10 protein-coding genes are annotated in these 13,612 nt (G+C 66.2%); all 10 read left to right on the forward strand.

The features are described 5' to 3' along the window. The first annotated feature begins 29 nt into the window (after positions 1-29). The 10 genes from G4G71_RS04355 (at position 30) to G4G71_RS04400 (ending at position 13,055) form a co-directional block, all read left to right on the forward strand. On the forward strand, positions 30-2,243 hold the full coding sequence (locus G4G71_RS04355) for a polysaccharide biosynthesis tyrosine autokinase (protein WP_169935600.1): 2,214 nt from the start codon (positions 30-32) through the stop codon (positions 2,241-2,243). Between the two features lie 27 nt (positions 2,244-2,270). Then, entirely contained in the window at positions 2,271-3,020 is a 750-nt protein-coding gene (locus tag G4G71_RS04360) for a WbqC family protein (protein WP_169935602.1), read from the forward strand. Then, a complete protein-coding gene (gene rfaH, locus G4G71_RS04365) occupies positions 3,017-3,544 on the forward strand; it encodes a transcription/translation regulatory transformer protein RfaH (protein WP_169935605.1) in 528 nt (175 codons plus the stop codon). The genes G4G71_RS04360 and rfaH overlap by 4 nt, the downstream gene beginning before the upstream one ends. Positions 3,545-3,573: 29 nt before the next feature. Further along, positions 3,574-4,572, forward strand: coding sequence for a glycosyltransferase (locus G4G71_RS04370; protein WP_065085322.1), 999 nt, complete (start codon positions 3,574-3,576; stop codon positions 4,570-4,572). Further along, positions 4,569-5,801, forward strand: a complete 1,233-nt coding sequence (locus G4G71_RS04375) for a glycosyltransferase family 4 protein (RefSeq protein WP_169935606.1) — start codon at positions 4,569-4,571, stop codon at positions 5,799-5,801. Before G4G71_RS04370 ends, G4G71_RS04375 begins: the two co-directional genes overlap by 4 nt. Next, the gene (locus tag G4G71_RS04380) at positions 5,770-8,385 is read left to right on the forward strand and encodes a GH39 family glycosyl hydrolase (protein ID WP_169935609.1); all 2,616 of its coding nucleotides are present in this window, start codon (positions 5,770-5,772) and stop codon (positions 8,383-8,385) included. Before G4G71_RS04375 ends, G4G71_RS04380 begins: the two co-directional genes overlap by 32 nt. Before the next feature lie 20 nt (positions 8,386-8,405). Continuing rightward, positions 8,406-9,524 (forward strand): glycosyltransferase family 4 protein, encoded by a 1,119-nt coding sequence (locus tag G4G71_RS04385; protein ID WP_169935611.1) that lies wholly within the window; start codon positions 8,406-8,408, stop codon positions 9,522-9,524. After that, positions 9,521-10,396 (forward strand): glucose-1-phosphate thymidylyltransferase RfbA, encoded by an 876-nt coding sequence (rfbA, locus tag G4G71_RS04390; protein WP_169935613.1) that lies wholly within the window; start codon positions 9,521-9,523, stop codon positions 10,394-10,396. Before G4G71_RS04385 ends, rfbA begins: the two co-directional genes overlap by 4 nt. A gap of 108 nt (positions 10,397-10,504) precedes the next feature. Continuing rightward, positions 10,505-11,905: an undecaprenyl-phosphate glucose phosphotransferase gene (locus G4G71_RS04395; protein ID WP_169935615.1), complete on the forward strand. Its 1,401-nt coding sequence runs from the start codon at positions 10,505-10,507 to the stop codon at positions 11,903-11,905. A 31-nt stretch (positions 11,906-11,936) separates the two neighbouring features. After that, a complete protein-coding gene (locus G4G71_RS04400) occupies positions 11,937-13,055 on the forward strand; it encodes a polysaccharide biosynthesis/export family protein (RefSeq protein WP_169935617.1) in 1,119 nt (372 codons plus the stop codon). Positions 13,056-13,612 lie beyond the last annotated feature (557 nt).

A 13,612-nucleotide genomic window follows, 5' to 3' on the forward strand; every position in this document is an offset into this window, starting at 1 on the left:
CGCGCTACCTCAATGGAGGATGGAAGTCCATGAGTGTCATGCCCCGCTCGTCCCTGGAAACGCTCCAGGACACCCGCATCGATGTCGCCGGCCTGCTGCGCCTGCTGTTCGATCACAAGAAGATGATCCTCGCCGTCACTGGCCTGTTCGCCGTACTCGGGCTCTTCTATGCAGTGGTCGCCACGCCCATCTATGTCTCCGGCGCGATGATCCAGATCGAGCAGAAGAAGAACGGCCTCAACGGCACGCCCGAGGTGATCAATCGCCCCGACTCGGTGTCGATCGCATCCACCGAGATCGAGCTGCTGAAATCCCGTGCGGTGCTCGGCAAGGCGGTCGAACTGCTGAAGCTGGACATCGTCGCCAAGCCCAAGCGCATGCCGCTGATCGGTGACTACCTGGCGCGGCGCTACCAGCCCGAGGCCGGCCAACCCCTTGCTGCGCCCTGGCTGGGCATGGGCGCCTACGGTTGGGGTGGCGAGCAGATCAAGGTGTTCTCCCTCGACGTGCCGGAGGAATACCTGGGTGAGCCGCTGACCCTGGTGGCCGACGGCGGCGACGCCTATCACCTGCTCAACGCCGATGGCCAGCTGCTGCTGCGCGGCGAGCTGAAGAAACCGGTGCTGGAGAAAGGCTTCAGCATTGAGGTGGACGAGCTGGTGGCGCGCCCCGGTACCGAGTTCATCGTGGCGAAGAACCGCCTGCTGACCACCACCCTGAACTACCAGAAGCTGCTCAAGGTGGCCGAGGCCGGCAAGGATTCGGGGATCATCTACATGACCCTGGAAGACCCCAACCCGCTGCAGGCCGACCGCATCCTCGACAAGATCAGCCAGCTCTACGTGCTGCAGAACGTCGAACGCAGCTCCGCCGAAGCCTCCCAGCGCCTGCAGTTCCTGCGCTCGCAACTGCCGGTGGTGCGCCTGGACCTGGAGAAGGCCGAGGCTGCCTATAACGCCTACCAGACCACCGCCAAGTCGGCCGACATCAGCGTCGAGACCCGCGGTGTGCTGGACCAGGTGGTGGGCATCGACAACCAGCTTTCCGAGCTCAAGCTCAAGCGCGCCGAGTACGACCGCCTGTACACCCCGACCCACCCGCTGTACCAGGCGCTGAACAAGCAGATGGGCAGCCTGGAGGACCGCAAGGCCCAGCTGCAGAAACGCATCCAGAGCCTGCCGGCTACCCAGCAGGAACTGCTGCGCCTGTCCCGTGACATGCAGGTCACCCGGCAGACCTACACCAACCTGCTGAACAAGGCCCAGGAGCAGGACATCATCCGCGCCGGCACCATCGGCAACGTGCGGGTGATCGACACCGCCCAGGCCAACGTCGAGCAGCCGGCCAAGCCGATGCGCAAGGTCATCGTGCTGCTCGCCACCCTGCTCGGCTTCTGCGTCGCCCTGGGCATCCTGTTCCTGCGCCAGGCCTTCTACCGTGGCGTGGAGAACCCCGAGGCGATCGAACAGCTCGGCCTCTCGGTGCTCGCCGCGATTCCCTACTCGCGGCAGCAGGAGCGCCTGGAGAAGGAACGCAAGGGCGACATCCTCGGCCACACGCCCAAGCTGCTCGCCGCCTCCACCCCCGGCGACCTGGCCAACGAGGCCATCCGCAGCCTGCGCACCAACCTGCATTTCGCCCTGCTCGAAGCGCGCAACAACGTCGTGATGCTCACCAGCCCCGCGCCGGGCGCCGGCAAGTCGTTCGTCTCCAGCAACCTGGCGGCCATCGTCGCGCAATCGGGCCTGCGCACCCTGCTGATCGATGCCGACATGCGCAAGGGCTACCTGCACCGGGTGTTCGGCCTGACCCCGCGCCACGGCCTGTCCGACGCGCTGAGCGCGCACCGCCCGCTGAGCGAAGTGATCCTGCCCACCGAGGTGCCGGAGCTGGACTTCATTTCCTGCGGCTTTGCCGCACCGAACCCGTCCGAGCTGCTGATGCACGACAACTTCGCCCAGCTGCTGCGCGATGCCTCGTCGATGTACGACCTGGTGATAGTCGACACCCCGCCGGTGCTGGCGGTGACCGACGCCGCGCTGGTCGGCCGGCTGTGCGGCATCTGCCTGCTGGTGACCCGCTTCGGCCAGAGCCCGGCCAGCGAGATAGACACCGCGCGTCGCCGCCTGGGGCAGAGCGGCATCCACCTGCAGGGCGCGATCCTCAATGGCGTGAAGCGCAAGGCCTCCACCGCAGCCTACGACTACGGTGCCTACGCCTATCGCTACGACGCCAAGGACTGAAGCCGCAGGCAGGGAAGGAGTACCGACATGGTCCATATCGTCAGCCTGATGCAGCCGTACCTGTTCCCCTACCTGGGATACTTCCAGCTGATCGCCGCGAGCAGTCTGTTCATTCTCGGCGACAGCCTGCAGTACACCCGGCGCGGCTGGATCAACCGCAATCGGGTGCTGGTCGGCGGCAAGATCTGGCAGTTCAGTTTTCCCCTGGAACAGGGCTCGCAGACCCAGGCGATCAACGAACGACGCCTGAGTGACGAGATGCGGCTGACCAACCAGCGGTTGCTGCACACGATCCGCCATGCCTACCACCGTGCGCCGTGCTACGAGCAGGTGATGCCGCTGCTGGAGGAAATCCTCGAACACCCCGAGCGCAACCTGTCGCACTTCGCCGAGCACTCGATCCGCCGCATCTGCCAGTACATGCAGATCGACACGCCGATGACGCGTGTCTCCGAGCTGGACCTGGCCGACGACATCGGCCGCGACCAGCGCCTGATCGAAGCGGTGAAGCAGACCGGTGGCGACGTCTACCTCAATCCCGAAGGCGGCCGTCACCTGTACTCGCCGGACGTGTTCAACGCCCACGGCCTGGAGTTGCAGTTCCTGCGCATGGAGCCGGTGAGCTACCCGCAGTTCAGCCCGGATTTCGTCCCCAGCCTGTCGATCATCGACGTGCTGATGTTCAACCCGCCAGACGAACTGCAGCGCCTGCTGGGCCGCTACACCGTGGAGCGACCTGCTCCGTCGTCCGACATCCTCGGGGAGTACGAGTCATGAATGCTGTGATTGGCGTGGACCTGGAAGCCGCGCAATACCGCTGGTACCTGATCCAGACCAAGCCGCACCAGGAGCTGCGTGCCGAAGAGAACCTCGGTCGCCAGGGCTTCTCCTGCTACCGACCGGTGGTGGGGCAGGGCGGCCGGGCGCAACCGCTGTTCCCCGGCTACCTGTTCATCCGCCTCGATCAGCAGCACGACAACTGGTTCCCGATCCGCTCGACTCGGGGAGTGGCGCGCCTCGTCAGCTTTGGCGCGCAGCCGCTGGCAGTGGCCGACGACCTGGTGGAAGGCATCCGCCAGCGCCTGGCCGCCATGCCGGAGCGCCGCTCCAGCGGCTTCCACGAAGGGCAGATGGTGCGCGTGAAGTGCGCGGGCGATTGCGAAGTGGACGCGATCTTCCTCTGCGACGACGGCACCGAGCGCGGGCTGATCCTGCTCAACCTGCTGCAACGCGAACAACGCATCCGGGTCCCGCTCAGCCAGCTTTCGGCAGCGAGCGGAAACGACGGTTGGCGCGCCTGATGGGCACACCTGCAAGGAGGAGTGGCGAAATGAATGGATCGACCGTGCTGGTGACGCTGACCTATGGCGATCGCCTGGAGTATCTGGAAGAGCTGCTGGCCCGCGCCTTCCGCGAGAAGGACATCACCCGCGCCATCGTCGTCAGCAATGCCTCGGTGGCTGAGCTGGACCAGTTGTTCATGCTCTGGCCCAACCGCGTGCAGGTGATCGAGCTGGACAGCAACACCGGCTCGGCCAATGGCTATGCCGTCGGCATCGAGGCCGCGCTGAAGAGCGGCTGCGATTTCATCTGGCTGATGGATGATGACAACGCGCCGACGCCGGGCTCGTTCCCGCTGCTCAAGCAGCGCCTGATCGATTGCGCGCTGCGCCATGGCACCGACAACACGGCCGTGCTGGGCTTCCGCCCGACCCACCAGGCCGACGTCGCTTCCGGCGTGCCGACCCGTTTCATCACGCCGCCGCGCTCCAGCTACTTCGGTTTCCACGTTCGCCAGCTGCCCTACAAGCTCTGGCGCCGCACGCCCTGGGGCAAGCCGAAGCCGCGCCCGGCGCAGCCGCTGCTGGAGCTGCCGTTCGCCTACTACGGCGGCCTGCTCGGGCATGCCGACCTGTTCCGCCGCATCGGCCTGCCGCGCCGCGACCTGGTGCTCTACGCCGACGACACCGAATACACCTTCCGTATCGGCAACCTGGGTGGCCACCTCTACCTGGTGCCCGAGGCGGGCCTGGACGACCTGGAGAACTCCTGGAACATCAAGGCGCGCACCTCGAACATCTACGAGACCTACCTGCTGGGCAGCTCCGACCTGCGCGCCTACTACGCCGCGCGCAACCAGGCGTGGTTCGACAAGAACCTGTGGGTGACCTCGCCGCTGATGTACCGTTTCAACCGCTGGGTGTTCATCCGCCTGCTGCACTTCTTCGCCCGTCGCCACCAGCGCGAAAGCCGCCTGGCCCTGCTGCTGCAGGCGATCCGCGATGGCGAAGCCGGCGCGCTCGGCATGAACCGGGCCTACCCGCTATGAGACTGCTGCTGCTCAACACCCTCTACGCCCCGCATATCGGCGGCGGGGCGGAGGTCATGCTGCAGCACATGGCCGAGGGCCTGCGCGCGCGCGGCCATGAGGTACAGGTACTCTGCACCGGGCCGGACGCCGGCCTGCAGCGCGAGACGCTGAACGGCGTGCCGGTGCTGCGCGCCGGCCTGCGCAACCTTTACTGGCCCTTCGACGACAAGAGCCACGGCGCCCTGAAACGCCTCGCCTGGCACGGGCTGGACCGCTACAACCGCGGCATGCGCCGTCTGCTGGCGAAGGTGCTCGAAGAGGTCGAGCCGGACGTGGTGATCTGCCACAACCTGTCGGGCTGGTCGATCTCCGCCTGGGATGCGATCCATGCCGCCGGCCTGCCCATCGTGCAGGTCCTGCACGACCAGTACCTGACCTGCCCGCGCGGTGTGCGCTTCAACAAGGGCCGCCATTGCGAGCAGCAATGCGCACCCTGCGCGTTGTTGCGACGCTCCCATGCTGCGGCTTCGAGCGATGTCGACGCGGTGGTCGGTGTCAGTCGCTACCAGCTCAATACGCTGCTCGACGCCGGTTACTTCTCCGGCAGCCAGACCCACGTGGTCTACAACGGCTCGCCGATGGCAGAGGTGCCGGTCGCACCGCCGGCTTCCGGGCGCCGCCCGTTGCGCTTCGGCTTCATCGGCGCACTGACGCCGAACAAGGGCGTGGAGTGGTTGATCGAGCAGTTCCAGGCGCGCGGCGACGATGCCTCGCTGCTGATCGCCGGACGCGGCGACGCGGCCTACGTGAACCAGCTGAAGTCCGCCGCCGACCCGCAGCGCGTGCACTTCGTCGGCTACCGCAAGGCGTCCGAGTTCTTTGCCGAGATCGATGTCGCCGTGGTCCCCAGCCTGTCGCCGGAGTCCTTCGGTCTGGTGGCGCTGGAGGCCTGTGCGCACCACCTGCCGGTGATCGCCTCGCGCATGGGCGGGCTGGTGGAAGTCGTCCAGGACGAGATCAACGGCCTGCTCTGCTCGCCCGAGCAACCCGACTCGCTCGGTGACGCCATCCTGCGCCTGGCCCGGGACCCGGCGCTCCGCCAGCGCCTCGCCTCGCGAGCCCATGAATATGTGGCGCCGATGCTCAGCCTGGAGCGGATGCTCGACGAGTACGAAACCATCCTGCGCCACACCCTGCTTACCCGCGGAGTCCAGCATGGAACTGCAATCCCCGTATCCACGCTTTGAGCTCGACCGTCGCGTGACCTTCGACCGCTCGTTGCTGGCGCTCGGGGTGCTGGTGGCGTTGCTGCTGGTGGAGACCTTCAACGGCGCGCTGCGCTTCTACACCGACCAGGCCGGGCTGTCGGCGATCGTCTATCTGCCCAAGGTGGCCTGCATCATCGCCGTGGCCTGGGAGCTGATCACCCGCCCGCAGCAGCGCGGGCTGTGGCTGTTGCTGATCCTCGCCGCGGCTTCGCTGCTGCTCGGGAGGCTGCATGGCGCCGAGTTCAAGAGCGGCTTCTTCGCCGTGTTCATCTACGCGCCGCTGCTGTTCGGCCTGCTCTGCGGCCCCTACCTGGAAATGCACCGCAAGGCGGTGGGCTGGATCATCGTCTTCTGCCTGGTCGCCTCCCTCATCGGTATCGCGCTGGACCTGCTGATCAATGTGCCGTGGAAGGGCTACACCTACTCCATGGGCGGCGTCGAGGTCAGCGCCAACCGCTCCTGGAGCGCCTACGGCCTGGATCGCATCGCCGGCTTCTCGCGGATGTCCTCCAGCCTGGCGATGATGCTGGCGGTGTTCAGCCTCTACCTGGGTTCGTTCCGCCTGCCCTTGCTGACGCGCGGCCTGCTCTACGCGGTGGCGCTGGTGGGCATCGTGCTCACCACCAACAAGTCCTCCGCCGGCGCCTTCTTCCTCGCCCTGATGGTGATGAGCATTGCCCGCCAGCGCCTGCTGTTCCTGTTCGCCGCGCTGCTGGTGGTGCTCGGCGCGCTGCTGCTGCCGCTGTACGGCCTGTATGCGCAGGTCGACCCCTACCTGGCCAGCGCCACTGGCGACAACCTGATGGGGTCGATGGTGGATCGCCTGGTCAACACCTGGCCGAACCTGATCAAGGTGATGGACTACAACGGCTGGATCTACACCGGTGCCGGGCTGGGCATGACCGGCAGCGCCTATGCCGCCTTCCCGATCTTCGGTGTCGAGCAGTTGGCGGTGGCCGACAACTCGCTGCTCTACCTCTGGTGCCTGTTCGGCGTGGCCGGCGTCGCCCTCTACCTGCTCGGGGTGCCGATGCTGATGCGCCTGCAGCGCCAGCCCGGCCAGGAAGCCCGGGCGCTGCTGGGGATCGCCTATTGCATCCTGCTGATCGGCTGGACCAGCGATGTACTCGAATCGCCCATACCCAGCCTGTTCCTCGGCCTGGCCATCGGTCGCGCCCTGCGCCTGCCGGGCGAGGCCGCGCCGCAACCGGCGCCGCGCACCCTGCGTCTGCAGGGCGGCATGCTCAGCCTGCTGGCCTGCGCGCTGCTGATTGGTGGCCTGCTGCAATCGCCGCGCACCCTGGCCAACCAGGCGCCGGTAGAAAACCCCGGTGCAGCGGAATTCATCGTCGGCGCCAGCACCCATCAGAACATCCGCGCCGGCAACCGCGACGGCATCAATCGTCTGGGGCGCGAGGCCGGTATCACCTCGTTCCGCGACGACGCCTACTGGTCCAGCGTCGAGCGCGAGCGCGGCAAGCTGGCCATCGATGCCGCGTGGCGCGCGCAGCTGCGCAGCACACGCAACCTGGGCATCAGCACGCTGCTGATCCTGGGCAACGAGAACCAGTTCTACGGCAATGCCAAGCCGCGCGACGACGCCTCCCGCGAGGGCTACCTGCGCTACGTGCGCTACGTGGTCCGCAGCTTCAAGGGGCAGGTCGCCTTCTACGAAGTGTGGAACGAGTGGGACTCGGAAAACGCCACTGACAAGGACTTCAGCGACGACTACCTGACCCTGGTGCGCGCCGCCGCCAAGGTGATCCGCGAGGAAGACCCGCAGGCCAAGGTGCTCGCCGGCGCCGTCACCCTCAAGGGCATCCGCCAGGGCTTCGCCGAACGCATCGCCGGTGGTGGCGTGCTCGATGTGGCCGACGGCATCTCGCTGCACCCGTCGGTGTATTGCGAGGGCGAGATGTCCACGCCCGAGGCCTGGCTCAACTGGTTCCAGGGCGTGAACCAGAAGCTGGAAAACGCCGCCGGCAAGCCGGTGCCGCTGTACTTCACCGAATTCAGCTGGCCAGCCCACGAAGGCGATTGTGGCATCAGCCGCGAGCGCCAGGCCGCGTACCTGGCCCGCGCCTATGTGCTGGTGCGCAGCCTGCCCAATGTGAAGGGCGCCTGGTGGTACGACCTGGTGGACGACGGCATCGACCGCACGGACATGGAACACAACTTCGGCCTGCTCACCGCCAGCGGCCAACCCAAGCCGGCCTACCACGCCATGGCCAGCGTTGCCGACATCATCGGCCGTTACCGCTTCGTCGGCCGCGTGCCGAACCAGGACCCGAACGTCTACCTGCTGCGCTTCGCCAAGGCCAGCGAGGAAATCCTGGTGGCCTGGACCCTGGGCCACGAACAGACCCTGAACATCACCAGCAAGCCCGGCAGCAGCGACACCCTCTGGCGCCTGGACGCCGTGGAGGGCATCGCCCGCCGCGAGGGCCGGCCGGTGCCCTGGCAATGCCCCGCAGGCGGCGGCGATTGCCAGGCCAGCATCCGCATCGACGAGTCGCCCACCCTGGTGCGCAGCGCGTCGGCCCCGCAACTTTCGCTGCGCTGACCCCTCGCGGAGAACCCTTCATGATCGTGATCAACGCGCGTTTCCTCACCCAGCAGTTGAGCGGTGTGCAGCGCTTCGCCGAGCAGATATCGCTGTCGTTGGCACGCCTGCGCAGCGACCTGCACTTCGTGGCGCCGCCGGGGGAAATCCTCCGCCCGGAGATCGCCCGCCAACTGAACGTCGAGCAGATCGGGCGCAACGGCGGCCACCTCTGGGAACAGGTCGACCTGCCGTTATGGCTTGCGCGCCACGGTCGGCCGCTGCTGGTCTCGCTGTGCAGCACGGCGCCGCTGGCGTATTCGCGGCAGGTGATGACGCACCACGACATCACCTACGTTCGTCACCCGCAAAGCTTCTCCTGGAAGTTCCGCGCGCTGTACCGCGTGATGATTCCCCTGCTGCTGCGCCGCTCGCTGGCGCAGGTCACGGTCAGCGAATTCTCCCGCCAGGAGATCGCCACGCATTACGGCGTGGATCCCAAGAGCATCCATGTGATCGCCAACGCGGTGTCCGCCGAGTTCTGTACCGGCCTGGAACCGGCGATGCCCGAGCGCCCTTATGTACTGGCGGTGTCCTCGCCGGCCACGCACAAGAACTTCCAGCGGCTGATCGAAGCCTTCCGCCTGCTGGGTGAGCTGGACGTGGAGTTGCGCATCGTCGGCGCCGCCAACCGCAGCTTCGTCGATGCGCAGTTGCAGCAGAGCGGGCAGGGCGATCGCGTGCGCTGGCTGGGCCGGCTGGACGACGACCAGCTGATCGAGCAGTACCGCCACGCGGCCGTCTTCGCCTTTCCGTCGCTGTATGAAGGTTTCGGCATTCCACCGCTGGAGGCGCAGGCCTGCGGCTGCCCGGTGGTGGCCGCCAGCAGCGCCTCGATTCCCGAAGTGCTGGGCAACTCGGTGCTGTATTTCGACCCCCTCGACCCGCCCGGCATCGCTGCCGCCCTGCGCCGCGTGCTGCTCGACCACCAGCTGCGCGCCGAACTGCGCCGGCTGGGGCAGGAGAATGTCCTGCGCTACTCCTGGGACATCTCCGCCCTGCGCCTGTCGAGCCTGATCGACACCTTTCTGATGGAGCGCTCGGGCTACCCGGCGCGCTTCGACGCCAAACAGATCGCCAAGCAAGGAGGCAGATCATGAAGGGCATCATCCTCGCCGGCGGCTCCGGCACTCGCCTGCATCCGATCACCCTGGGCGTGTCCAAGCAGCTGCTGCCGATCTACGACAAGCCGATGGTGTACTACCCGCTCTCGGTACTGATGCTCGCCGGCATCGACGACATCCTGCTGATCTGCACGCCCACCGACCTGCCGAACTTCCGCGCCCTGCTGGGTGACGGTGAGCAGTTCGGCGTGCATCTGCAGTACGCCGTGCAGCCTTCGCCGGATGGCCTGGCCCAGGCCTTCCTGATCGGCGCCGAGTTCATCGGCGATGACTCGGTGTGCCTGGTGCTGGGCGACAACATCTTCTACGGCCAGGGCTTCACCGAAACCCTGCGTGAAGCGGCGGCGCGCACCCAGGGCGCCACCGTGTTCGGCTACCAGGTGGCGGACCCGGCGCGCTTCGGCGTGGTCGAGTTCGACGACCAGGGGCGCGTGCTCTCCATCGAGGAGAAACCGCGCGTGCCGCGTTCGAACTACGCCGTCACCGGCCTGTACTTCTACGACAACCGCGTGGTGGAGATGGCCCGCCAGATCCGCCCTTCGGCCCGTGGCGAGCTGGAAATCACCGACATCAACAACCTCTACCTGGAGCGGGGTGAACTGCACGTGAGCCTGCTCGGTCGTGGGTTCGCCTGGCTGGACACCGGCACCCACGAATCGCTGATGGAAGCCGGCCATTTCGTGCAGACCATCGAGCAGCGCCAGGGGTTGAAGGTGGCCTGCCTGGAGGAAATCGCCTTCCAGCAGGGCTGGCTCAGCGAAACGCACCTGGCCCTGCAGGCCGAGCGGCTGAGCAAGACCGGCTATGGCCGCTACCTGCAGCAGTTGCTGCTGGACAAGCGACAGTGAATTCGCACCCGACGAACCCGAGGCGGGTTCGCCGGCCCTGCGCCCGTTAACGGACTGCGATAACGAAGCAGCGGCACAAGGAGCGATGCCGGACATCGCGAGGTCATCATGCCCAACAAGACAAAAGGAATTCTGCGTGCGCACCAGTCACTGATCGCGCTGGCGCATCGCCTGAGCGACATCCTGGTGATCGTGCTCACCGGGGTGATACTGCTCAGCGCCGGCAATGGCGTGCTGGACGCACAGATCTGGGTCTCGGTGCTGCTCTGCGTCATGCTGTTCCACTGGCTCGGCGAGCTGAACCAGCTCTACGGCTCCTGGCGCGGCGAGTCGCTGCTGCGCGAATCGCTGAGCGTCACCCTGTACTGGTCGCTGGCGTTCTTCGCCGTGCTGCTGCTGGACATCTCGCTGCGCCACGTGGTGCTGGAGGAACCGCGCCGACTGGGGTGGTTCGCCGCCGCGCTGCTGATCATGTGCGGCTACCGGCTGGCGATCCGCATGTTGCTGCGCGTCGCCCGGCGCCATGGCTTCAACAGCCGCAACGTGGCCATCTACGGCACCGGCGAGGTCGGTGCGCGGCTCGCCGAAACCATCCTCAATGCCCCGTGGATGGGGCTGCGCCTGATCGGCTTCTACGACGACCGCCCGCAGCAGATGGAGCTGGGCGAGCGGGTGCCGGTCAAGGGTGACCGCCTGGCGCTGATCGAAGCCGCGCGCTCGGGGCAGATCGACAAGGTCTACCTGACCCTGCCCCTGTCCCGCGAGCCGCTGCTCAACGAGCTGATCCGCGAGCTGTCCGATACCACGGTATCGGTCTACCTGATCCCCGACCTGTTCATGTTCGACCTGCTGCACGCGCGCAGCGAGAGCATCAACGGCCTGGCCACCATCAGCATCTTCGACACGCCCATGGACGGCCCCAACGCCGTGCTCAAGCGCATCGAGGACGTGGTACTGGCCTCGCTGATCCTGCTGCTGATCGCCGTGCCCATGCTCTTCATCGCGCTGGCCGTGAAGCTCAGCTCGCGCGGCCCGGTGCTGTTCCGCCAGACCCGCTACGGCATGGATGGCCGGCCGATCCGCGTCTGGAAATTCCGCAGCATGACGGTGATGGAAGACGGCGCCGCCGTCACCCAGGCCTCGCGCAACGATTGCCGCATCACCCCGCTGGGCGCCTTCCTGCGGCGCACCTCGCTGGATGAGCTGCCACAATTCTTCAACGTCTTGCTCGGCGACATGTCCGTGGTCGGCCCACGCCCCCACGCCGTGGCGCACAACGAGCAATACCGGCGTCAGGTCAGCCGCTACATGCTGCGTCACAAGGTCAAGCCGGGCATCACCGGCTGGGCCCAGGTGAACGGCTGGCGCGGCGAAACCGACACCCTGGAGAAGATGCAGAAACGCATCGAGTTCGATCTGGACTACATCGAGAACTGGTCCGTCTGGTGGGACCTGAAGATCGTCCTGCTGACCCTGTTCAAGGGTTTCGTACACCGCAACGCCTACTGAGTTTTCACACTCGTTTCAAGGAAGGATTGCCATGAAAAACCTGCTCGCTTTCAGCTTTGTAGTCGGCAGTCTGGCGCTACAAGGCTGCGTGTTCTCTCCCGGTCAGTACATGACGGATTCCGATGTCCAGCGCGAGGCGCAGAAGCAGGGGATGAACATTACCCTCGTGCCCATCACGCCGCAGGTGCTGCAGCGCCAGGAGGCCGCGTACGCCGGCCGACCCGGTGTGCCCGCGGAACTGCTGAACTATCGCCCGCCGCAACAGGACTACGTGATCGGCGGCGGCGACGTGCTGCTGGTGACCGTCTGGGACCACCCGGAACTGACCAGCCCCGGCTCGACCCAGCAGATGGAAGCCAACGGCCGCGTGGTCGGTGCCGACGGCAACATCTTCTTCCCCTACGCCGGCGTGGTGCGGGCCGAAGGACAGACCCCGGCGCAATTGCGTTCGAGCCTGGCTCGCCGGCTGGCGAACAAGGGCATCGTCGACCCGCAGGTGGATGTCACCGTGCTGCGCTATGCCAGCCAGCACGTGGTGTTCTCCGGCGCCTTCCAGAACGGCGGCCAGGTCGAGCTGAACAACACGCCCACGACCCTGGTGCAGGCGGTCAGCAAGGCGGGAGTGATTGCCGGCGAGGCGGACCTGTCCGGACTGACGCTCAAGCGTGACGGCCGCGAATACGTAATCGACGTCGACGCGCTGAACCGCTCCGGCTCGACGCTCAGCGGCATCTACCTGAAGAACGGCGACCAGGTTCACCTGCCCTACAACGACCGCAAGAAAGTCTATGTGGTCGGCGAAGTAGAGCGCCCGCAGGTCGTGACCTACCGCACCACCGGCCTGTCGCTGCTGGAAGTGCTGGGCAACGCCGGCGGTCTGGCCCCGGAAACCTCCGATGGCGATTCGGTGTACGTGATCCGCGGCAACCCGCAGCAGGCCGACGGCAAAGGGCAGGGCACCTTCCAGGCGCAGGTCTTCCACCTGGAAGCCAAGCGTCCGACCGCCTACGCCCTGGCCAAGGACTTCGCCATGCAGCCGCAGGACGTGGTGTTCATCGGCCCGGCCAACATCACCCGCTGGAACCGCTTCATCAGCCAGCTGCTGCCGTCGGCCTCGATCGTCGCCACCAGCGCGGCAGTGGGCAACTGACGCCCAGGCCTGATACCGGCAGGAAAGCCCGTCTTCCGCCCACAGCAGTCGCGAATATTCCTACGGCTGTGGGCGGTTCCTTGGAATCGACTCTTCATCACCGACTGGCCATCATCGCCGCCATCCGGTGCCGAGCAGCACCACTCCTACTGGCGGAAGCGATTCCGCCGCTCTCCTTTGGGGTCTTCCCCTAGCACAAGGCCCCGAACCCGCCCGCGTTGCAGCGCCGGCGGGTTTTTTTTGCCTGGCGTTCCACCGTGTATGGATTCCTACGCATGAGTTGCCTTTGGAGGTACCTCCAGCGATGAGCAGTCGAACGCCGTTGAGAGGCGTATCATATATTCCATAAAGAAATTACATATTAAGAATTAATTCTTTTTGGATTTATGACGGTTCTTTTATCGTTGCTCTGCGCTGCCGCGAGCTGTTTCGGACAGAGCGGAAGAGGGTGGCGGCTTACCGCCAGCCAGAGATAGTGGGATGGCGGTTTTCCGCTGATCCGGCCCTGGGGAGTGGCTCGACGAACGAGCTGGAGGCCGGAAAGACGGGGGTGTCGG

The organism is Pseudomonas multiresinivorans, assembly GCF_012971725.1.
GTDB lineage: Bacteria > Pseudomonadota > Gammaproteobacteria > Pseudomonadales > Pseudomonadaceae > Pseudomonas > Pseudomonas multiresinivorans.